Annotated in this window: 19 protein-coding genes; 12 read left to right on the top strand and 7 right to left on the bottom strand. The window is 69.0% G+C overall.

Translation table 11 applies throughout. The features are described 5' to 3' along the window. Entirely contained in the window at positions 1-882 is an 882-nt protein-coding gene (locus tag BKK79_RS31655; RefSeq protein ID WP_071020797.1) for a MurR/RpiR family transcriptional regulator, read from the bottom strand. 149 nt (positions 883-1031) lie between these two features. Here BKK79_RS31655 and BKK79_RS31660 point away from each other — a divergent pair, with 149 nt between their 5' ends. From BKK79_RS31660 to BKK79_RS31670, 3 genes are all read left to right on the top strand, one after another. Next, positions 1032-2303 carry an amino acid deaminase gene (locus BKK79_RS31660; RefSeq protein ID WP_071020794.1) on the top strand — a complete coding sequence of 424 codons (1272 nt, stop codon included), beginning with the start codon at positions 1032-1034 and terminating at the stop codon, positions 2301-2303. Positions 2304-2414: 111 nt separating this feature from the next. Beyond that, positions 2415-3362, top strand: coding sequence for a sugar kinase (locus BKK79_RS31665; protein WP_071039833.1), 948 nt, complete (start codon positions 2415-2417; stop codon positions 3360-3362). 64 nt (positions 3363-3426) lie between these two features. Continuing rightward, on the top strand, positions 3427-4062 hold the full coding sequence (locus tag BKK79_RS31670; RefSeq protein WP_071020789.1) for a bifunctional 4-hydroxy-2-oxoglutarate aldolase/2-dehydro-3-deoxy-phosphogluconate aldolase: 636 nt from the start codon (positions 3427-3429) through the stop codon (positions 4060-4062). 90 nt (positions 4063-4152) lie between these two features. Here the strand turns inward: BKK79_RS31670 and BKK79_RS31675 are convergent, their stop codons facing one another. The 3 genes from BKK79_RS31675 to BKK79_RS31685 all read right to left on the bottom strand — a co-directional run bounded on the left by BKK79_RS31675 (position 4153) and on the right by BKK79_RS31685 (position 7415). Next, entirely contained in the window at positions 4153-4284 is a 132-nt protein-coding gene (locus BKK79_RS31675; protein ID WP_071020787.1) for an entericidin A/B family lipoprotein, read from the bottom strand. A 155-nt stretch (positions 4285-4439) separates the two neighbouring features. Then, positions 4440-5651 (bottom strand): GGDEF domain-containing protein, encoded by a 1212-nt coding sequence (locus tag BKK79_RS31680; RefSeq protein WP_071039834.1) that lies wholly within the window; start codon positions 5649-5651, stop codon positions 4440-4442. Positions 5652-6107: 456 nt separating this feature from the next. Beyond that, positions 6108-7415, bottom strand: coding sequence for a hemolysin family protein (locus tag BKK79_RS31685; protein WP_071020782.1), 1308 nt, complete (start codon positions 7413-7415; stop codon positions 6108-6110). A 125-nt stretch (positions 7416-7540) separates the two neighbouring features. On the opposite strand from BKK79_RS31685, the gene BKK79_RS31690 reads away from it, so the two are divergent. The 5 genes from BKK79_RS31690 (at position 7541) to mdoH (ending at position 13974) form a co-directional block, all read left to right on the top strand. Next, positions 7541-7762, top strand: a complete 222-nt coding sequence (locus BKK79_RS31690) for a hypothetical protein (protein WP_071020780.1) — start codon at positions 7541-7543, stop codon at positions 7760-7762. 133 nt (positions 7763-7895) lie between these two features. Next, positions 7896-8762: a helix-turn-helix domain-containing protein gene (locus BKK79_RS31695; RefSeq protein ID WP_071020777.1), complete on the top strand. Its 867-nt coding sequence runs from the start codon at positions 7896-7898 to the stop codon at positions 8760-8762. A 104-nt stretch (positions 8763-8866) separates the two neighbouring features. Continuing rightward, positions 8867-9427: a surface-adhesin E family protein gene (locus tag BKK79_RS31700; protein WP_071039835.1), complete on the top strand. Its 561-nt coding sequence runs from the start codon at positions 8867-8869 to the stop codon at positions 9425-9427. 390 nt (positions 9428-9817) lie between these two features. Next, complete coding sequence (locus BKK79_RS31705) at positions 9818-11401, top strand: glucan biosynthesis protein G (protein ID WP_083384578.1); 1584 nt, start codon at positions 9818-9820, stop codon at positions 11399-11401. Beyond that, positions 11374-13974, top strand: a complete 2601-nt coding sequence (gene mdoH, locus BKK79_RS31710; RefSeq protein WP_071020772.1) for a glucans biosynthesis glucosyltransferase MdoH — start codon at positions 11374-11376, stop codon at positions 13972-13974. Before BKK79_RS31705 ends, mdoH begins: the two co-directional genes overlap by 28 nt. Positions 13975-14081: 107 nt before the next feature. Here the strand turns inward: mdoH and BKK79_RS31715 are convergent, their stop codons facing one another. Continuing rightward, positions 14082-14657 carry a hypothetical protein gene (locus BKK79_RS31715; protein WP_071020771.1) on the bottom strand — a complete coding sequence of 192 codons (576 nt, stop codon included), beginning with the start codon at positions 14655-14657 and terminating at the stop codon, positions 14082-14084. A 276-nt stretch (positions 14658-14933) separates the two neighbouring features. Here BKK79_RS31715 and BKK79_RS31720 point away from each other — a divergent pair, with 276 nt between their 5' ends. Further along, complete coding sequence (locus tag BKK79_RS31720; protein WP_071020770.1) at positions 14934-16145, top strand: Bcr/CflA family multidrug efflux MFS transporter; 1212 nt, start codon at positions 14934-14936, stop codon at positions 16143-16145. 50 nt (positions 16146-16195) lie between these two features. Here the strand turns inward: BKK79_RS31720 and BKK79_RS31725 are convergent, their stop codons facing one another. Further along, positions 16196-17047 (bottom strand): mechanosensitive ion channel family protein, encoded by an 852-nt coding sequence (locus BKK79_RS31725; protein ID WP_071039836.1) that lies wholly within the window; start codon positions 17045-17047, stop codon positions 16196-16198. A 216-nt stretch (positions 17048-17263) separates the two neighbouring features. Further along, positions 17264-18466: an ammonium transporter gene (locus BKK79_RS31730; RefSeq protein WP_071039837.1), complete on the bottom strand. Its 1203-nt coding sequence runs from the start codon at positions 18464-18466 to the stop codon at positions 17264-17266. 573 nt (positions 18467-19039) lie between these two features. Between BKK79_RS31730 and BKK79_RS31735 the strand changes: the two genes are divergently transcribed. The 3 genes from BKK79_RS31735 (at position 19040) to BKK79_RS31745 (ending at position 20455) form a co-directional block, all read left to right on the top strand. Continuing rightward, positions 19040-19321: an HU family DNA-binding protein gene (locus tag BKK79_RS31735; RefSeq protein WP_071020764.1), complete on the top strand. Its 282-nt coding sequence runs from the start codon at positions 19040-19042 to the stop codon at positions 19319-19321. A gap of 164 nt (positions 19322-19485) precedes the next feature. Beyond that, positions 19486-19974, top strand: a complete 489-nt coding sequence (locus BKK79_RS31740) for an acyl-CoA thioesterase (RefSeq protein WP_071020761.1) — start codon at positions 19486-19488, stop codon at positions 19972-19974. Positions 19975-19984: 10 nt separating this feature from the next. Beyond that, entirely contained in the window at positions 19985-20455 is a 471-nt protein-coding gene (locus tag BKK79_RS31745) for a CreA family protein (protein WP_071020759.1), read from the top strand. The last annotated feature ends 62 nt before the right edge of the window (positions 20456-20517 follow it).

Consider the following 20517-nt stretch of genomic DNA (forward strand, 5'->3'; position numbering starts at 1 on the left):
TCAGTCTCCCAGCGGTTGCCTGCCGTCGCCGCGGGGGCCGCGGTGCGCGTCCAGCACGTACTTCAGGCGGCGCAGCCGCTCTTTGTTCGGTTCCTGCTGCAACAGCGCCAACTGGGTGGCGAGCACGTCCATCACCAGCATCATGGCGTAGCGCGAGGCGGACGGCTTGAAGATGAAGTCCGTCTCCAGCGTGCGCAGCGGCAGCAGCACGTGCGCCCGCCCCGCCAGCGGCGAGCCGAGCGCGGTCACGGCGACCAGGCGCGCGCCGTACTCCAGCGCGACATCGCAGCTCGCCAGCATTTCCGGCACCTCGCCGGTGGCCGAGAAGGCCAGCACCACGTCGTCGCGGTCCAGCGTGGCCGCCACCATCTTCTGCAGCAGCGCGTCCTGGTAGCTGGCCACCGGCCGGCCCAGCCGCGCCAGGCGGTAACGCGCCTCGTCCGCCATGAAGGTGGAGCCGCCGCCCATGCCGAAAGCGTAGATCATGCGCGCCCCGAGCAACAGGCGCGCCGCCTGCTCGATGCGTTCGGCGTCCAGCAGTTTCAGGCTGGCGTCGAGCGAGGCGACCGCGTCGGCGTGGATGCGGCCCGCCAGCGTGTCCTGGGCGTCATCGGACGCCGGCGCCTGCAGGAAGCGCTGGCCCACGGCGGTGGCCTGGGCCAGGCGCAGCTTCAGGTCGCGCACGTCGCGGCAACCGATGGCCTTGGCGAAGCGGGTCACGCTGGCCTCGCTGACGCCGGCCTGGCGGGCCAGTTCGTTGATGCTGGCGGCGGCGGCGCCGCCAAGGTCGGCGAGGATGACCTGCGCCACCTTCTGCTCGGCCAGGCGCAGCGCGGGGCCGCGCTCGGCGATGCGGGTGAGGATGTCGAAGGGGGCGGTCATGGCGGGGAGGGCGGCGCTTGCCGGGCGAGGCTGGCGCCGCTTGCGTGTTACTTTATAACAAGGATGAAATATCGTAATTTCAAGGCTATGATTACGTCAATCGGAAAATTGACGGACCCGCCTGGGGCCGTGCAGAGGTGACAGTCAGCATGCGTGAAATAAAGTACCAGACGGGCATGATCGACCCGCTCAACAAGGCGCTGGGCAAGCTCGAGGCGCCGCTGGCGCCGGCCGAGGCGGCCGCGGGCCAGGACTGGAGCCTGCTCGACGAATCATTGAGCCTGCCGGCGGCGGTGCTCTACGAGTCACGGCTGGCGCACAACCTGGCCTGGATGCGCGGCTTCGTCGAAAGCTACGGCATGCAGCTTGCGCCGCACGGCAAGACCACCATGGCACCGAAGCTGTTCGCGCGCCAGCTGGCGGCCGGTGCCTGGGGCATCACGCTCGCCACCGCCCACCAGACCGCCGCGGCCCACGCCCATGGCGTGCGCCGCGTGCTGATGGCCAACCAGCTGGTGGGACGCCGCAATATGGAGATCGTGGCCGACCTGCTGCGCGATCCCGGCTTCGAATTCTTCTGCCTGGTCGATTCGCCGGCGCTGGTCGACCAGCTCGGTGCCTTCTTCCAGGCGCGCGGCCAGACCCTGCAGGTGCTGCTGGAACTGGGCGTGGCGGGCGGGCGCACCGGCGTGCGCGACGCGGCCCAGCAGGAAGCCGTGCTGGCCGCGCTGGCGCGCTGGCCGCAGGCGCTGTCGCTGGCGGGCGTGGAACTGTACGAGGGCGTGCTCAAGGAGGAGGCCGATATCCGCGCCTTCCTGCAGCGCGCGGTGGCGGTCACCCGTGAACTGCTGGCGGCGGGACGCTTCGGCCGCAGCCCGGCGGTGCTGTCGGGCGCCGGCTCGGCCTGGTATGACGTGGTGGCCGAGGAATTCGCCGCCGCCGGCACCGGCAACGCGGTGGACCTCGTGCTGCGCCCGGGCTGCTACCTGACCCACGACGTGGGCGTCTACCGGGCCGCGCAGGAGCGTATCCTGGCGGCCAACCCGGTGGCCCGCCGCATGCAGGAAGGGCTGCTCCCGGCACTGCAGGTCTGGGCCTACGTGCAGTCGATGCCCGAGCCGGATCTCGCCATCATCGGCATGGGCAAGCGCGATGCCGCCTTCGACGCCGGCATGCCGATCCCCGCACAGCGCTATCGTCCGGGCACCGCCGCGCCGGTCGAGGCGCCGTCGCATTGGGCGGTCACCGGCATGATGGACCAGCATGCCTACCTGCGCCTGCAACCGGGCGATGACCTGCGCGTGGGCGACATGATCGCCTTTGACATCTCGCACCCTTGCCTGACCTTCGACAAGTGGCGGCATATCCCGGTACTGGACGACCGCTTGCGTGTGGTCGACGTCGTGCAGACCTTCTTCTGAACGGGACTGGCCGCGGGGAGCCCCGAGGAGTCCCTGTAGTCCCTGTGCAGGCCCCTTCGGGACCGACGCTCCGGCAGACCCCTGCGGAAGAACATCAAGGATGAGCGCATCATGAGCATCGACATACTCGCCTACGGCGAGCCGCTGGTCGAATTCAACCAGCAGCCCGACCGGCCCGGCCACTACCTGCAGGGCTTCGGCGGCGACACTTCGAATTTCTGCATCGCCGCGGCGCGCCAGGGCGCCAGCGCCGGCTACCTGAGCGCGGTCGGCGAGGACGGTTTCGGCGAGCGCCTGCTGGCGCTGTGGACCCACGAGCGCGTCGACACGCGGCACGTGCGGGTCGACCCCGCGGCGCCGACCGGCGTCTATTTCGTCAGCCACGACCACCGCGGCCACCGCTTCGACTACCTGCGCGCCGGCTCGGCGGCGAGCCGCTACAGTCACGAGCACCTGCCGCTGGCAGCCATCGCCGAGGCGCGCTACCTGCACCTGTCGGGCATCAGCCTGGCGATCAGCACCAGCGCCTGCGACGCCGGCCTGGCTGCCATGGCACACGCACGCAAGGCCGGCACCCGGGTCTCGCTCGACACCAACCTGCGCTGGCGGCTGTGGCCGCTGGCGCGGGCCCGCGCCATCATGCGCGAGGCTTTCGCGCTGACCGATGTCTGCCTGCCGAGCTGGGACGATATCAGTGTGCTGACCGGCCTCGATGACCGCGACGCCATCGTCGACTACCTGCTCGGCTGCGGCATCGGGCTGGTGGCGCTCAAGCTGGGCGAGGAGGGCTCCTATGTGGCGACGCCCGACGCGCGCACGCTGGTGGCGCCCCATCCCGTGCATCCGGTCGATGCCACCGGCGCCGGCGACTGCTTCGGCGGCTGCTTCATCGCGCGCCTGGCCGCCGGCGACGATCCTTTCGCGGCGGCGCGCTATGCCAACGTGGCCGCGGCCTTGTCGACCACCGGCTACGGCGCCGTCGCACCCATCCCCGCGGCGGAAGCCGTGCTGGGACGGCTGGGCAGCCCGGTGGCGCTGCCCGCCCAGCCCTTCGCCTGAGCCCGTCCGAGCGGACTTTCCCGCCCCCTAGACCGTAGACAGTAGACCGACCCAACCGACCGCCATGCAAGCCAATTCCTCCCCTCTGCTCACCCGCCTCGATGGCGTGCCCGTCATCCCCGTGCTCGAATTCGCCTCGGTCGACGAGGCGCTGCACGTCAGCGAGGCCTTGATCGCCGGCGGCCTGCCGGTACTGGAAATCACCCTGCGCACGCCGGTGGCGCTGGACGCCATGCGGGCCGTGGCCGCGGCCTTTCCGCAGGCTTGCGTCGGCGCCGGCACGGTGCTCAACGCCGCCCAGCTCAAGGCCGTGCGCGAGGCTGGCGCCCAGTTCGCGGTGTCGCCGGGTCTGACGCCGGCGCTGGCCGTCGCCGCGCAGGGCGAGGGCATCGCGCTGCTGCCTGGCGTGGCGACCGCCAGCGAGGCCATGGCGGCGCTCGAGGCCGGCTTCTCCTTCCTGAAGTTCTTCCCGGCCGAGGCGGCCGGCGGCGTGCCGATGCTGAAATCGCTGTACGGCCCCTTCGCGCAACTGCGCTTCTGCCCGACCGGCGGCATCAACGCGGCCAAGGCGGTGGAATACCTGGCGCTGCCCAATGTGGTCTGCGTGGGCGGTTCCTGGATCGTGCCCAAGGACGCGGTCGCCGCCGGCGACTGGGGCCGCATCCGCACGCTGGCGCAGCAGGCGTCGGCGCTGCGTTGAGCCGCGGGCAAGGGAAAAGAGAAAAAAGAGAAAAGAAAAGCCGGGCAGGAGCCCGGCTTGGCGACGCGTGCGCGGCCGATGCCGCTGCGCCTACTTGGAGCGGTCCGCCGCGCTTTCCAGCTTCTGGCCACCCTTCTGGATATCCTGACCCAGCCCGGCCATCGTATTGCAGCCGGCCAGCAGGGTTGCAAGCAGTACAAAGCCAATCCATCCTTTTTTCACGCCAGGCTCCTTCCTTTCGATGCGAACAGTGATTGGGCGCCGATTTTACCGTCGGCGCGCGGTCTCATTGACGCACGAATGTGCCAATTTGTAACTTGGCGGAAGACCGGCTGGACAATGGCGGCCGGACTGTGCGAGAAGGCGTTCCTTTCCGCTCAGCCGTCGCGGGCCGAGGCCAGCAGGTCGCGGGCACGCTGGTCGAGGGTGGCGTGGATCTGCGGCAGCCAGCGCGCGGGGAAGGGCTGGGCCAGCAGGTAGCCCTGCATGCTGGTGCAGCCCCAGCGGCGCACTTCGTCGAGCTGCGGGCGCGTCTCGATGCCTTTCGCGCAGGCGCCGTAGCCGGCGTCGCGCGCCAGGGCGCAGGCCGCCCGCAGGCCAGCCGCGACCTCCGGACCCTGGGCCGGGCTGCCGAGCTGGCGCGCGTCGAGCGTGACCAGGTCGGGACGCAGCAGGCCGAGCGCATCGCGGCAGATTTCCGTATCGGTGAAGTCGCCCAGGGCAAGCTGAACACCCGCGCGGCGCAGAACCTCGAAGCGGGCGCCGAGCAGGTCGCTGGCGCGTACCGCGTCCGGGCAAGGCACCTCGATGCAGACGCGCGCGCCCTGCACGCCCAGCCTGCCGATGGCGGCGCCGAGTTCCTCGATCAGGTGTTCCCGGTGGAGCTGGGCGCCCGGCGCCGGAAAGTGGAATTGCACCGGAACCGGAAAGGAAGCGGCCGCCAGCAGCGGCAGGGCATCGTTGAGAATCCAGCGCGCGACGTCGCCCATCAGGCCGAGCGCCTCCAGCGCCGGCAGGAAATCCTGCGGCGCGACCCGGCCGAATGCGGCGCTCTGCCAGCGCAGGCGCACCGTGTAGCTGTCGACGCTGGCCGCATCCGCATCCAGGCGCGCGCGCGGCTGCAGGTTGATGGCGAACTCACCGCGTTCCAGCGCCTGTGGCAGGGCGGCGAGCATGGCCGCCGGCAGCGGCGGCGCGGCCACCGAGCCGGCGCTGGCGATGGCGTCGCCCCCGCGCCTGGCCACGCCGAGCATGGTGTCGACTGCCCGCTGCAGGCAGCGTTCGGCGGGGCAGCCCGGCTCGCCCAGCGCCACGCCGATGCTGCAGGAAAGGAACAGCTCGAAGCCGCCGACGGCCACTGGCCGCGCCAGTGTGTCCGCCACGGCGCGGGCCAGGCGCAGCGCTTCCGGCTCGCCGCCATGCAGCGGGGTGGCGATGGCGAGGTCGGCTTCGCCCGGCCATTGCAGCAGCGCGTCGGCCGGGAGCACCGCGCGGGCCCGCTCCAGGATGCGCGCGCGCAGCTTGTCGCTTATGGCGGGTCCGAGTGGCAGGCGGGCATGGGCGAAGCGGTCGAGGCGGACGGCCAGCATGGCGAGCCGCGCCTCGGGGCCGGGCGAGCCCGTGCCGGGGCCGGCGGCAGGTGTCGGGCCCAGCCGGCATGCCGCCGCGAGAAAGGCAGCGTGCCCGCGGGCCTCGGCAAGGCCGGGCGCCATCCCGGAGGGGGACGGCGGGCAAAGCGATGGCGGATAAGGTGGTCGAGCGGCCTCGTCTTGAGACATGGCGGAATCCTGACGGCGGTGGCGACACCTGGCTGCGCGGGCTCGTGCACTGCAGGTTCCCGCCATGCCGCGCTGCCGCCGGGAGCCGCGGGCGCGCGTGGCGCGCCCGCTCTCCGATCATACGGCACCGGCGCTATTTCACCACGAGGGCTGGCCCGGATGGCGGAGGCGGAATGACGGGTTCCTGACCGTGGTCAATTCCTCCGGGCGGGGCCGCAGGGCGGGATCCTGGGGGCCGAAGCGCGGGGGCGAAGCGCAGGGCCGAACTCAGGCCGTGGTGTCGGACTCTTGCTCGGGCGGTACGGGGGTGGCCAGCACCTTGTCGATGCGCTTGCCGTCCATGTCGACGATCTCGAAGCGCCAACCGCCCCATTCCACGCTGTCCGTGGTCTGCGGCAGGCGGCCGAGCAGGAGCAGCAGCATGCCGGACAGCGTGTGGTAGCGCTCCTTGGCCTCCTCGGGGACATAGCGCAGGGCCAGGCGGTCCTTCATTTCCGGGATCGGGATCAGGCCGTCCAGCAGCCAGGAGCCGTCCGCGCGCTGCACGGCCCACTCCTCGTCGGCGCTGGTGGGCTTGAATTCGCCGGTGATGGCCTCGATCAGGTCCTGCAGCGTGACCAGGCCGAGCACCTCGCCGTACTCGTCGATGACGAAGGCGATCTGCCCGCCCGACGAACGGAAATTCTCCAGCAGTTCCATGCCGGTGACGCTTTCCGGGACGAACACCGCCGGTTGCAGCACCGCGGTCAGGTCGGTCTGCTCGCCGCGCAGGCGGCGCGCGAGCAGTTGGCGGGCGCTGACCACGCCCAGCAGGTCGTGCATGCCGCCGCGCACCACCGGGAAGCGCGAATGATCGGAGGTCTCGATGCGGCGCAGGTTTTCCTCCAGCGTCGCCTCGACGTCCAGGCAGACCACTTCGCCGCGCGGCACCATCAGCGAGGTCAGCTGGCGGTCGTCGAGGCGGAACACGTTGCGCACCATGGTGTGCTCCTGCTGTTCGATGACGCCGGCCTCGGAGCCTTCGATCAGCAGGGCGTGGATTTCTTCTTCGGTCACGGCGGGGCCGCGCGCGCCTTCGACGCCCAGCACGCGCAGCATCAGCCGGGTCGAACCCGACAGCAGGCGCACCAGCGGTGTCGAGGCCGTGGCCAGCCAGGAGATCGGGCGCGCGGCGATGCGCGCGATCGACTCGGGCGCCAATTGGCCGAGCCGCTTGGGTACCAGTTCACCCAGCACGATGGAAAAATACGTCAGGCCCGCGACCACGATGGCCGTGGCCACATAGCCCGCGGTGGTGGCGGGCAGCCCGAATCCCTGCAGCCAGACGCCGAACGGCTGGGCCAGCGTCGACTCGCCGACCACACCGTTGAGCACGCCGATCGACGTGATGCCGATCTGCACGGTGGAGAGAAAACGGGTCGGGTCTTCGCCCAGCTTGACCGCGGCGATCGCACCGCGATCGCCTTCCTCGATGCGGCGCTGCAGGCGCGCCTTGCGCGCTGTCACCAGCGCGATCTCGGACATGGCGAAGAGGCCGTTGAGCAGAATCAGCGCCAGTAATATGGCAATTTCCATCAGGGTGCGCGCCCTTTGCGCGCGGGGGTGAAAAACGTCAAGGATACCATCCGCGCATGTCAGGCCGGAGTCATCTGCGGGCATGTCCTATGATGGCCGAGAGCGGACCCCTGGAGGAAACAGCCATGGAACGGCGTTTCGAGTATGGCGGCTATGCGGTGCTGGCAAGGGCGGTGCCGGCCGGGCAGGGCTATCTGGGCCTGGCGGTGATCGCAGATGCCTTCGGCGAAGAGGCTTCGGTGCCGACCCACAGCCAGGAGGTGGGGGTGGCGCCCACGGCCGAAGCGGCGCTGGCCCTGGCCGAGGCGGCGGCGATGCGCGCCATCGACGCGGGCGAGGTGGAGTGATGATGCCGGCATTGTGGCGGGCGGATGGCAGAAGAAGCGCCCCGGTTCCGGATGTGCACTGGCGGGGCGCTGAATCGCGGTGATTACCTGTCAGGTATTCGCCCAGCCTCACCCGGCGTGCTGTAATACCGCCATGGACACCCTGACACCCGCTTCCGAAGCGGCGCTCGACTTTCCCGCGCTGCTGCGCTACTGGCGCAACCGCCGCGGCTACAGCCAGCAGGCCCTGTCGCAGGTCGCTGGCGTGTCGCAGCGCCATATCAGTTTCCTCGAGTCCGGCCGCGCCAGGCCGAGCCGGGAGATGGTGCTGGCGCTGGCCGAGCGCCTGGGCGTGCCGTTGCGCCAGCGCAACCGCCTGCTGCTGGCCGGTGGCTATGCGCCCGCCTACAGCGAACAGGGCCTGGCGGCGCCGCCGGCCTCCATGGTGCAGCAGGCCATCGCCCTGATCCTGGCCAAGCAGGAACCCTATCCGGCCGTGGTGCTCGACCGCTTCTGGAACCTGGTGGATGCCAACCAGGCCTATCGCCGCATGCTGGGGCTGCTGCTGCGCGGGCGCGCGCCGGCGGCGCTGGAGCAGGGCGGCGGCCGCGTCAACCTGATGCTGACGGTGTTCGACCCGGCCGGGTTGTGGCCGTCGATCGAGAATGCGCGCCAGGTCGGGCGCTACCTGCTGCGCCGCGTCTGGCAGGAACTGCAGGTACAGGCGCACGACCGCACCGCGCGCGAGATATTCCAGCGCATCGCCGTCTGGCATCCTGACATGGTCGGGCCGGGCGGCGTGCCGCTGTTCGACGATGAGGCTGGCGAAGGCGTGCCGCCGCCGGTGCTGCCGGTGGTGGTGGCGGGGCCGGGCATCCATGCGTCCCTGTTTTCCACGCTGACCACGCTGGGGATTCCGCAGGACGTCAGCCTGCAGGAACTGCGCATCGAGTGCTTCTTTCCCGCGGACCGCGCCTCCGCCGCCGCCTTCGAGGCGCTGGCGCAGTCCGCGCCGGCGTAAGGTTCAGACCGAACGCACGTGTTTGCGGCGGCCGCCAGGGTTGCCGGCGTCGAGGCCTGTGCGACAATGCCGGCTGTTTTTCCCGTCTTTACGAGGGCCCGCCCATGCTGTTTCCACGATGTCTCCGTGCCGCCGCGTTGATCGCCGGCGGCGTCCTGTGCTCTGCCGCGCATGCGCAGACGATGAACAACGCGACGGCCACGCGACCGGTCGCCACCGGCCTGTACCAGTGCGAGAGCGCCAGCGGCGATACCGTGTTCCGCTCCACGCCGCGCGATGGCTGCACCCTGTTGTCCGCCCCGGATCCCTCGGCTCCCGATCCGCAACGCTGGCTGCCCATGATGGGTGCCAACGGCGTGGTGAGTTACTTCGACACCGGATCGGTGCGCCGCCGCGGCAGCGAAGTCGGCGTGGTGCTGATGCGCAATGCCCCGTCGGGGGGCGTGATCCGCACCACCGCCGGCGAGCCGATCGCCTCCTCCCTCAAGCGCATGGTGCTCGATTGCGCCAGCTCGACCTACCTTGTCGTCGAGCAGACGCTGTACGGCAAGCGCTATGCCCGCGGCGAACCCCTCTATACCATCCGCGCTCCCGAGTCGCGTGCGCCGCAGTCCGCATCCAGCGGCACCATCGCCGGCGACCTGATGAACCGCCTCTGCCATTGAGCGTGCCACGCGCCGCGCCGTCCTTGCGGCGGCGCGCGTTGCTTGCTGCACCCGTCTCCAGGCGCTAGTCTGCGGCCGTCGCCGCCGTGGCTGGCGCTTGTCTCCCCAGGTTGCTGCCAAGTGCCCCCGGCGAGGTGATGCGTCGCCCGCAAAGCCTTGTGGCAAGCGGCGTTCCGGCAACCCTGTAGGAAAATGTTGCAAACGTTTCCGGGGTGAAACGTGACTTTTAAGGCTCCGCTTGCTAAGGTAATTCTTGCGCAATGCAGCAAGACTAAGCTGAGAGCGTCTCACTTGTTGCTGGCACCGAGCGGCAGAATTTTCGTCTGCTGGCGTGCCTCTTGCAACGGCTTCCGTCATCCTTTCCGTTTCAGGACTCTTCCTCCGGTTTTCATGTCCGAACCCACAGTGCTGTCCGGCAGCCTGGCAGCGAACTTCCGTCCCGCGACGCCGCGCCGTGCCGGCGCGCGGCGTTGTCTCCAGGCCCTGGCCGCATTGGTGCTGGGGTGGGCTGCGGCCGCGCATGCCTTCGACTTCAACATGGTGGCGGCGCGCGCGCGCCAGCTGGCCAGCACGCCTTACAAGGCCCCGGGCTCGACCAATGTGCCGCGCGAGTTGCGCGAGCTGCCCTACGAGCGCTATCACGAGATCCAGTTCAAGCCGGAGCACTTCCCCTGGCGCAACAACCGGCTGCCGTTCGACTTGTCCTTCTTCCACGAAGGGATGGTGTTCGATCAACCGGTCCGTATCAACGAGGTCGTCAGCGGCAATGCGCGCGAGATCCGCTTCGATCCCTCTGCGTTCCAGTACGGCCCGGTCAAGGTGGACCCGGCCCAGTTGAAAAAGCTGGGCTTCGCCGGCTTCCGCGTGCTGTATCCGCTCAACCAGGGCAAGCGCAAGGACGAGGTGGTGTCCTTCCTTGGCGCCAGCTATTTCCGCGCGCTCGGCAAGGACCAGTGGTACGGCCTGTCCGCGCGCGGGCTGGCGGTGGACACCGCGCTGAATTCGGGCGAGGAGTTTCCCCGCTTCGTCGAGTACTGGATCGAGCGCCCGGCAGCGGGCGACAAGCAGCTGACCATCTACGCCTTGATGGACTCGCGGCGCGTCGCCGGCGCCTATCGCTTCGTCATCAAGCCGGGCGACGAGACCGCGATGGAGGTCAAGGCACGCCTGTTCCTGCGCGAGAACGTCACCAAGCTCGGGCTGGCGCCGCTGACCAGCATGTACCTGTTCGGCGAGAACCAGCCGTCGGCCCAGCCCGACTTCCGCCCCGAGGTGCACGACTCGGACGGGCTGTCGGTGCAGCTTGGCACCGGCGAGTGGATCTGGCGCCCGCTGGTCAATCCGAAGCGCCTGCTGGTCACCTCCTTCGCGGCGACCAACCCGCAGGGTTTCGGCCTGATGCAGCGCGACCGCAGCTTCGCCAGCTACCAGGAAATCGGTGCGAACTACGAGCACCGGCCGAGTGCCTGGGTGGAACCCAAGGGCAATTGGGGTTCCGGCCGCGTGGAACTGGTGCAGATCCCGACGCCCGATGAGACCAACGACAATGTCGTGGCCTTCTGGGTGCCCGACAATCCGCCCAAGCCCAAGCAGCCCTTCGACTTCGAGTACCGCCTGCTGTGGCAGAAGGATGGCGAGCGCACGCCGCCGCTGTCCTGGGTCACGCAGACCCGGCGTGGCCAGGGCCTCACGCGCAAGGATGATGACACCAGTTTTTCCTTGCAGGTCGATTTCGAAGGCCCCATCTTCAAGAGATTGCAGGCCGACGCGCGTGTCGACGCGATGATTTCGGCCGACAGCAATGGCGAGGTGCTCAAGAGCACCGCACAGCGCAACCCGGCGACCGGCGGCTACCGCCTGACGCTGGTGGTGCGCCGTAAGGATGAAGGCAAGCCGGTGGAATTGCGCGGCTACCTTCGCAATGGCAATACAACCCTGTCCGAGACATGGAGCTACATCTTACCCCCAGGCTGAAGCGAGGCCAGGCGGCATGTGAACGCTATGTCGAATGCCTGCCTGCCTCGCCCGAACAGCGCCGGGCGCTGCTCGACGATGCTACGCGCGCCGGCGGCGGCGACGCGCAGGCCACCATGCATGCCCTGCAGGCCCGCTTGGCGCGGGCCGATGCCGGCACGGCCGCGGCAGCCCCGGCCGGCGCATCCGCGCCGGACGAGGCTGAGCACGACGACGGCTATGGCTCGGTCGGGCAGCGCTTTACCATGGCGTACGGCGAGGCCGGCGACGCTGCCGGCACGGCGGCAGGTCCCGTGCTGCAGCGGCGCGCCGACGGTACCGTGCGCGTCGATACCGGGCCGCGTCCGCAGCGCGGCGCCATGGTGCCCAAGCCTTGGCCGCCGCACGTGCTGGGCCACTGGCTGCGCAACCTGGCGCGCCGCCTGAGCGGCCGCCCGCCGGTGCCGGCGGTATGGGATACGCTGCACGACGGCCCGGATGCCCTGGGCACCTGGCACCCGGCCGGCTCCCACCGGCGCTGGGTGCTGCTGGCGCTGGTGCTGGCGCAGACCGGGCTCGCCACCTATTTCATGGCGCATGTGCTGCCCTATCAGGGGCGGGACCTGCTCGAGGTCGCCATCCTGACATTGTTCACGGTGCTGTTCGCCTGGGTGTCCGCCGGCTTCTGGACGGCGATGATGGGCTTCCTGGTGCTGGCCAAGGGCGGCGACCGCCACCTGATCTCGCGCAGCGCCGCCGCCGACGGCCCGATTCCGGCGCAGGCGCGCACGGCCGTCATCATGCCGATCTGCAATGAAGACGTGACGCGCGTGTTCGCCGGCTTGCGCGCGACCTACGAGTCCGTGGTGCGCAGCGGGCAGATCGACGCCTTCGATTTCTTTGTGCTGTCCGACAGCGGCAATCCGGACCTGCGCGTGGCCGAGACCGATGCCTGGATGGAGATCTGCCGCGCGGTCGGCGGCTTCGGGCGCATCTTCTACCGCTGGCGCCGCCACCGCGTCAAGCGCAAGACCGGCAACGTGGCCGACTTCTGCCGCCGCTGGGGCAGCCAGTACCGCTACATGATCGTGCTCGACGCCGACAGCGTGATGAGCGGCGACTGCCTGGCCACGCTGGTGCGGCTGATGGAAGCCAATCCCGGCGCCGGCATCATCCAGACCGCGCCGCAGGCGGTGGGCCGCGAGACCATGTACGCGCGCGTGCAGCAGTTCGCCACGCGTGTCTACGGCCCGCTGTTCACGGCGGGCCTGCACTACTGGCAGCTCGGCGAATCGCACTACTGGGGCCACAACGCCATCATCCGTGTGAAGCCCTTCATGGAGCACTGCGCACTGGCGCCGCTGCCCGGCAAAGGGCCGCTGGCGGGCGAGATCCTGTCGCACGACTTCGTCGAGGCCGCGCTGATGCGCCGCGCCGGATGGGGGGTTTGGATCGCCTACGACCTTGCGGGTTCCTACGAGGAACTGCCGCCCAACCTGCTCGACGAACTCAAGCGCGACCGCCGCTGGTGCCAGGGCAACCTGATGAATTTCCGCCTGTGGCTGAAGCAGGGTTTCCACATGGTCCACCGCGCGGTGTTCCTGACCGGAACCCTGGCCTATGCGTCGGCGCCGCTGTGGCTGCTGTTCCTGCTGCTGTCGACCGCGCTGCTGGCCAAGCACGAACTGGTGCCGCCCGAGTATTTCACGCAGCCTTACCAGTTGTTCCCGACCTGGCCCGAGTGGCATCCCGAGAAGGCGCTGGCGCTGTTCTCGGCCACGGCGACGCTGCTGTTCCTGCCCAAGCTGGCGAGCGTGCTGCTGCTGATGCGGCAGGCGCGCCAGTACGGCGGCCGGCTGGCGCTGCTGGGCAGCGCCCTGGTGGAAATGGTGCTGTCAGCCTTGCTGGCGCCGGTGCGCATGCTGTTCCATGCCAAGTTCGTGCTGGCAGCCTATGTCGGCTGGGGCATCAGCTGGAAGTCGCCGCCGCGCGAGGATGCGCAGACCGGCTGGGGCGAGGCGCTGCGCCGCCACGGCGGGCATACGCTGGTGGGGCTGGCCTGGGGAGCGCTGGTGTACTGGCTCAATCCGTCCTTCATCTGGTGGCTGTTGCCCATCGTCGGCTCGCTGGCCTTGTCGGTGCCGCTCTCGGTGTTCCTGTCGCGTGTCTCGCTCGGGCGTGCGCTGCGCCGCGCCAACCTGTTCGTGATCCCGGAGGAGGTGAGCGTGCCGCGCGAGATGCAGGACACGCAGCGTTTCGTCGAATCCGCGCACGCCAGCCCGGACTTCATCGATGCGGTGGTCGATCCCGTGACCAACGCGTTGCTCTGCGCGACGGGCAGCGCGCGGCGCGTGCAACCCGAAGCCGCACGCCTGCGCAATGAAGCCCTGCTGCAGCACGCGCTGACCTCGGGCCCGGCTGCGCTGACCCCGGCCCAGAAGCTGCAGTTGCTGGGCAATCCGCTGGCGCTGGCGCGCCTGCATGCGCTGGTGTGGGGCTCGTCGCTGGCGCACGAAGACTGGAAGCGCACGCGCGCGGTGCTGCGTCGTGTGGCCGATAACGTGGTGCCGTTGCGCCAGCGTGCCGCGGCCTGAGGGTCCGCAGGTCCGCAGACCTGTTTGCGCGCCGCGGGTGCAAGGCCCGCGCGCCGCGCTGGCCGGCACCGCCTCCAGCGCCCCGGCGTTCCAGTGGTCGAGCAGCCTCAGCGCTGCGCCGTCGCGCAGATCGGTGCGCTGATGTAGACGTCGCCGACGCGGCGCTCGCCGCGCTCGTTGCGCGTCATGTAGCGGAACATCATGCTGATCCCGAGCTTGGTCAGGATCTCGACGTCACGGTTGGCGCAGATATTGCGCTGCAGGGGCGCGGCGTAGTTCACCTCGAAGCTGGCAAGGTCGAGCATCGGGCCGCGGTAGTTGGTCAGTTCGAGCTGGAACAGCACATGCTTGCCCGGCACCGTCTGGCAGCGCCGCAAGCGGGTCTCGGCATCGATGTCGATCGGCAGCGCATCGTTGAGCTGGCGGCAGGCACGCGCCAGCACGCTGTCGGGCCGGTTGGTATTGCGCAGCAGTTCGGGCACGCCCGCCGCGCCGGTGTTCTGGCCCGTGGCGGCACCCTTGAGCATGCGCGCCAGCGGTTCGGCTTCGTCCGCCGGCGGCTGCGAGGCGGCCTGCGGCCGGGCTGCGGCGGGGGCCGCCGCAGCGGGCGGCATCCAGGGCCCCGGTGCCAGCGAAGCGGCCAGGCCGAGCACAGCGAGGAGCGGCGTTTGTCTTGTTCTCATGCAGAAAAACGTTGCCCGGACCAGGGCCGTCAACCGCCGGCCAAGCTCATATGGCAGTGCGGTCGTCGGCCACAGCGTCGTCGACAGGCCGCATTGTACCCTTCCGCCCGCCTGCCGTGAAAGCCGCGCCACACATGGGATCGGCGGCGACGGGGCGGCATCGCGTGGACAGCTCTTCTCCTGCCGGTTTCGTTATGCTGTGCAACAATTGCGGCTTCGCACCATGCGTGCGGGCGTGCCTGCCCGCCGCGGCCAACCGATTGCAGGGTTCCCGCTATGACGTCTTCCGCCAGCGCGCAGCAGGCCGCGCGCTTCCCCCTCTGGCTGCTGGTCTGCGCCTCGCTGACGGCGCTCGCTCCGCTGTCCATCGACATGTATCTGCCGAGCTTCCCGACGCTGTCGGCCGATCTCGGCGTCGACATCGGCCGCATCCAGTTGACCCTGGGCACCTTCCTGGTCGGCCTGGCGCTCGGCCAGGCCTTCTACGGCCCCTTGAGCGACCGCTACGGACGCAAGCCGCCGCTGTATGTCGGGCTCGGCCTGTACGCGGCCGCGGCAGCCGGTTGCGCGCTGGCGCGCGATGTCGAGGCGCTGATGCTGTTCCGCTTCCTGCAGGCGCTCGGCGGCTGTGCCGGCATGGTGGTAGCGCGCGCGGTGATCCGCGACCGGCTGGCGGCGCACGAGTCGGCGCGCGCCTTTTCCTCGCTGATGCTGGTGATGGGGCTGGCGCCGATCCTGGCGCCCATCCTCGGCGGCTTCATCCTGCAGACGCTGGGCTGGCGTGCGATCTTCTGGGTGCTGGTGGCGGCGAGCCTGTCCATCCTGTGGCTGGTGCACCTGCGCATGGAGGAGTCGCTGGATCCGGCGCGTGCAGCGCCGCTGCGGCTCGGCCATGTGCTCGCCGGCTATGGCGAACTGCTGCGCGACCGCGAGTTCCTCGGCTACTCCTTGTCCGCCGGTTTTGCCCAGGCCGGGATGTTCGCCTATATCGCCGGATCCCCCTTCGTGCTGATCGAGCTGCACGGCATCGCGCCCTCGCACTACGGTTTCGTCTTCGGCGCCAACGCCTTCGGCCTGATCGCCATGTCCCAGTGCAATGCGCGGCTGGTGCGCGGCAGGCCGCTGGACCGCGTCCTGCGCGGCGCCTTGCTGGTGCCGTGCGCGGCGGGCCTGGGACTGGCCGGCGCCAGCCTCGCGGGCTGGGCCACGCTGCCGGTGCTGCTGGCGGGCTTCTTCCTCTTCATCGCCGCGCTGGGCTGCATCCTGCCCAATGCCTCGGCCATGTCGCTGGCCCACCAGGGCCATCGCGCCGGCACGGCCTCGGCGCTGATGGGTACGCTGCAGTTCTCGCTGGGAACGCTGGCGGGCGCCGCGGTCAGCCTGTGGCATGACGGCACGGCGCTGCCGCTGGCGGTGGTGATGGGCGTGTGTGGCGTGGGTGCCGTGCTGATGCGCGCCTACGGATGCCGCGGGGCAGGGCACCCCTGACGGGCGCGCGCCGGGTAAGTCGAACGCGCGTTTGGCGCGGGCCCGCAGGCTCAGGCCGCGGCCTGTACCGGTACCGCGGAGGCGCCGTTCTGGACCACCACCATCTGCGCCGGCATCGGTGCCGCGAAGCCGGCCTGGCCGAAGGTGTCGCGGATCACGCGGTTGGTGTCGAAATAGACCTGCCAGTAGTGGTCGTTGTTGCAGTAGGGCCGTACCGCCAGCACCGGTCCCACCAGCGTGAACTCCAGGATTTCCACGTCGACCGGCGGCTCCGCCAGCACGTTGGGGATGGCGGCGAGGCGTGCCTTGAGCAGCGCGGCCGCTGCGGCCGGGTCGGTGCTGCCGGCGAGCTGGGCCTTGAGTTCGACGCGGCGGTAGGGGTTGGCGCTGAAGTTCTGGATGGTGTCGGCGAAGATCTTGTTGTTGCCGACCACCGTCAGCACGTTGTCGGGCGTATCGAGCGTGGTGGAGAACAGGCCGATCTCCTTGACCGTGCCGGTGATGCCGCCGACGGTGACGAAGTCGCCGACCTTGAAGGGGCGCAGCACGATCAGGAAGGCGCCGGCGGCGAAGTTGGCCATCAGGCCGGACCAGGCCATGCCGATGGCGACGCCGGCGGCGGCGATCAGCGCGGCGAAGGTGGTGGTCTGGATGCCGAAGTAGCCGAGGATGCCGATCACCAGCACGACGTTGAGCGTGACGGTGACGATGGAGCCGACGTAGCGCAGCAGGGTGGAATCGACCTTCTGGCGCGACAGGGATTTCTGCACCAGGCCGACGACGAAGTGGATCAGCCAGCGGCCGACGATCCAGAAGGCGAGGGCGGAGAGTATCTTGACGCCGAACTCGGTGGCGTAGGCGGTAACCGTTTCCTGAAATTTCTGCAGCGTTGCGGCATCCATTGGCGTGTTCTCCCGGCTGGCTGGACAGAGATCGATCCCGGATCGACGGATCGACGGATCGACGGATCGATGCGGATTCCTGCCTGCCGCGGCGGTGCCGGGCAGGCAAAAATCATTATTGCGCTGCCAAAATCGGAAGTTCAAGCAAACAATGGTAAGGCGCCGGGCGGCCTGCCGCCGCCCGGCGCCTGCCTGCCTTTGTCTGCCGGTTCTCGTTTACCAGTTGGTCTCACGCTCCGCGGTGGCGGAGATGCGGTGCAGCGACAGATCGGCGCCGTTGTATTCGGCTTCGGGATCGAGCCGGATGCCGACGAACTTCTTCAGCGTGCCATAGACCACCGTGCCGCCGACCAGGGCGATGACGATGCCCAGTACCGTGCCGATCAGTTGGGCCAGCAGCGATACGCCGCCGATGCCGCCCAGCGCGCGGGCACCGAAGATGCCGGCGGCGATGCCGCCCCAGGCCCCGCACAGACCGTGCAGGGGCCATACGCCGAGCACATCGTCGATATGCCATTTGTTCTGCGCCAGCGTGAACAGGTAGACGAACAGCACACCGGCAACCGCGCCGGTGGCCAGCGCGCCCAGCGGGTGCATCAGGTCCGAGCCGGCGCAGACCGCCACCAGGCCGGCCAGCGGGCCGTTGTAGGCGAAGCCCGGATCGTTGCGCCCGGCCCACCAGGCAGCCAGGGTGCCGCCCACCATGGCCATCAGCGAATTGATGGCGACCAGCCCGCTGATCTTGTCGATGCTCTGCGCGCTCATCACGTTGAAGCCGAACCAGCCCACCGCAAGCACCCAGGCGCCCAGCGCGAGAAACGGGATGTTCGACGGCGGATGCGCGCTGATGCGCCCATCTTTCTGGTAGCGGCCGCGCCGCGCGCCCAGCAGCAGCACGGCGGGCAGCGCGATCCAGCCGCCCACGGCGTGCACCACGACCGAGCCGGCGAAGTCATGGAAGGGCACGCCGGTCAGCGTGGTGATCCATTGCTGGACGCCCAGGCGCTGGTTCCAGGCGATGCCTTCGAAGAAGGGGTAGACGAATCCGACCAGTACGAAGGTGGCCATCAACTGAGGCGTGAAACGGGAGCGCTCGGCAATGCCGCCCGAGATAATCGCCGGGATGGCCGCGGCAAAGGTGGCCAGGAAGAAGAATTTCACCAGTTCATAGCCGCTGTTCTGTGCCAGCACGTCGGCGCCGACCATGAAATTCACGCCATAGGCCACCGTATAGCCGATGAAAAAATACGCAATAGTGGAAACCGCGAAATCCACCAGGATTTTGACCAGGGCGTTGACCTGGTTTTTCTTCCGTACCGTGCCCAGTTCGAGAAAGGCGAAACCGGCGTGCATGGCCAGCACCATGATCGCGCCTAGCAGGATGAACAGGGCGTCGGTGCCGCTCTTCCAGTTGTCCATGAGTCCCTCATGCTCAAAATAGGCGCATGGGTATGCAAAAAGCGTTCCAAGTTGGGGCCGGTCGCACCATGGCATGGTGCAGACGCACCGTAGTGGGGGTTGTGGCGGAAGTCCCGGGACAAGCCGCCGCATCGAGGCGGGTCCGTGCGCACCGATTCGGAGCGGCCTGCTTTGGCTTTGTGCACCTAATCGGGGCGCAGCGCCAGAATGGGGCGTGCGCCGGGCGCGCCGGAGCCGGTCCGGTGCATGGCCGCCGACGGGGAGACCAGACCAGGCGGGGAGACGCATGGCCTGCGTTCATCGGCGGACGCATCGGCGGCATCGGTCGCACCGGAGGCGCCGATCATGCCGGCGTCATTGCCATTGTTTGCATTCCGGGACGCGTGCGAATAGCCCTGCCAGCTGCCTAAATCCGCTACAAAGGCGCGCCGGCGAAGGATTTGCGGGTTTTTTTCGTTGCGTCGGTGCCACTGGGGATTGCTCTCGGCGCAAAGGGCAGATTAGACTGCGCCGATCGGTGAACTGCCGCCTGGAGGCGGGGCCGGTGAAGACGACCAACAAGGGAAATCAGCCATGAATAAAGGTGAACTGGTATCTGCCATCGCCGCGGACGCGGAACTGAGCAATGCTGCAGCAGAGCGCGCGCTGAATGCCGCGCTGGACAATATCAAGAAGGCAGTCTCCAAGGGTGACTCGGTGACGCTGGTGGGCTTCGGCAGCTTCAGCTCGGGCAAGCGCGCAGCGCGCACCGGCCGTAACCCGCGCACCGGCGAGACGATCAAGATTCCGGCTGCGAAGACGGTCAAGTTCGCGGCTGGTCAAGGTTTCAAGGACGCTGTGAACAAGAAGAAGTAAGCCGTCCGCGGTTCATGCTTCGCGATAGAGCGGCCTTTGCGGCCGCTTTTCATTTTGCGGCGCGATGACGCCGCGCCGTGTCACGGCCGGCAGCCTGTTCCGGCGGTACACTGGCCGGGCCGCGCCCTGCGGGCGCCGACCTTTCCTTGGCACCAGGTAGCATCATGAACGAATTGCCCCACCAGCTTTCCATGACCGTGCTGATGACGCCGGACATGGCCAATTTCTCCGGCAATGTGCACGGAGGCACGATCCTGAAGTATCTCGACATGGTGGCCTATGCCTGTGCCAGCCGCTATGCCGGCAGCTACGTGGTCACCCTCTCGGTGGACCAGGTGACCTTCCGCCAGCCCATCCACGTAGGCGAACTGGTGACCTTCCTGGCGGCGGTCAACTTCACCGGGCGCAGCTCGATGGAGATCGGCATCAAGGTGGTGACCGAGAACATCCGCAGCAAGCTGGTGCGCCACACCAACAGCTGCTATTTCACCATGGTGGCGGTCGACGACGACGGCAAGCCGACCGAGGTGCCGCCGCTGCAGCCCCGCGACAAGGTCGAGCGCGAGCGCTTCGCCGCCGCTCAGCAGCGGCGCGCGCTGCGCCAGGAAATGGAGGCGCGCCAGCACCAGATCAAGGCCGCCCCGGCGGCCTGAGGGAGACGCGATGCGCACCATTGCCAGCGTGCTGGCCGCCGGCTTCCTGCTGGCGGCCGCGGCGGCGCAGGCCGAGGAGATCGGCAGCGTCAGCACCAATTTCCGCGTGACCGGTTCCGACAAGGTCGTCATCGAAGCTTATGACGATCCGCAGGTGGCTGGCGTCACCTGCTATGTCTCGCGTGCGCGCACCGGCGGCATCAAGGGCACGCTGGGCATGGCCGAGGATCCGCCGGAGGCCTCGATCGCCTGCCGCCAGGTCGGGCCGATCGCCTTCAAGGCACCGCTGCGCCAGCAGGACAATGTGTTCTCGGAGCGGATGTCCATCCTGTTCAAGACCTTGCACGTGGTGCGCGCGGTCGACCGCAAGCGCAACACCCTGGTCTACCTGACCTATTCCGACCGCATCGTCAGTGGCAGCCCGCAGAACAGCGTCACCGCGGTGCCGGTCGAAGCGGCCACGCCGATCCCGGTCAAATAGCCGGTCGGCAGGGCCACCGCGCGCCGGCGCTTCCTGCCATTGGGGGGCGCGCCGGCGGGTGC

Origin of the sequence: Cupriavidus sp. USMAA2-4 (assembly GCF_001854305.1) — a bacterium.
GTDB lineage: Bacteria > Pseudomonadota > Gammaproteobacteria > Burkholderiales > Burkholderiaceae > Cupriavidus > Cupriavidus malaysiensis.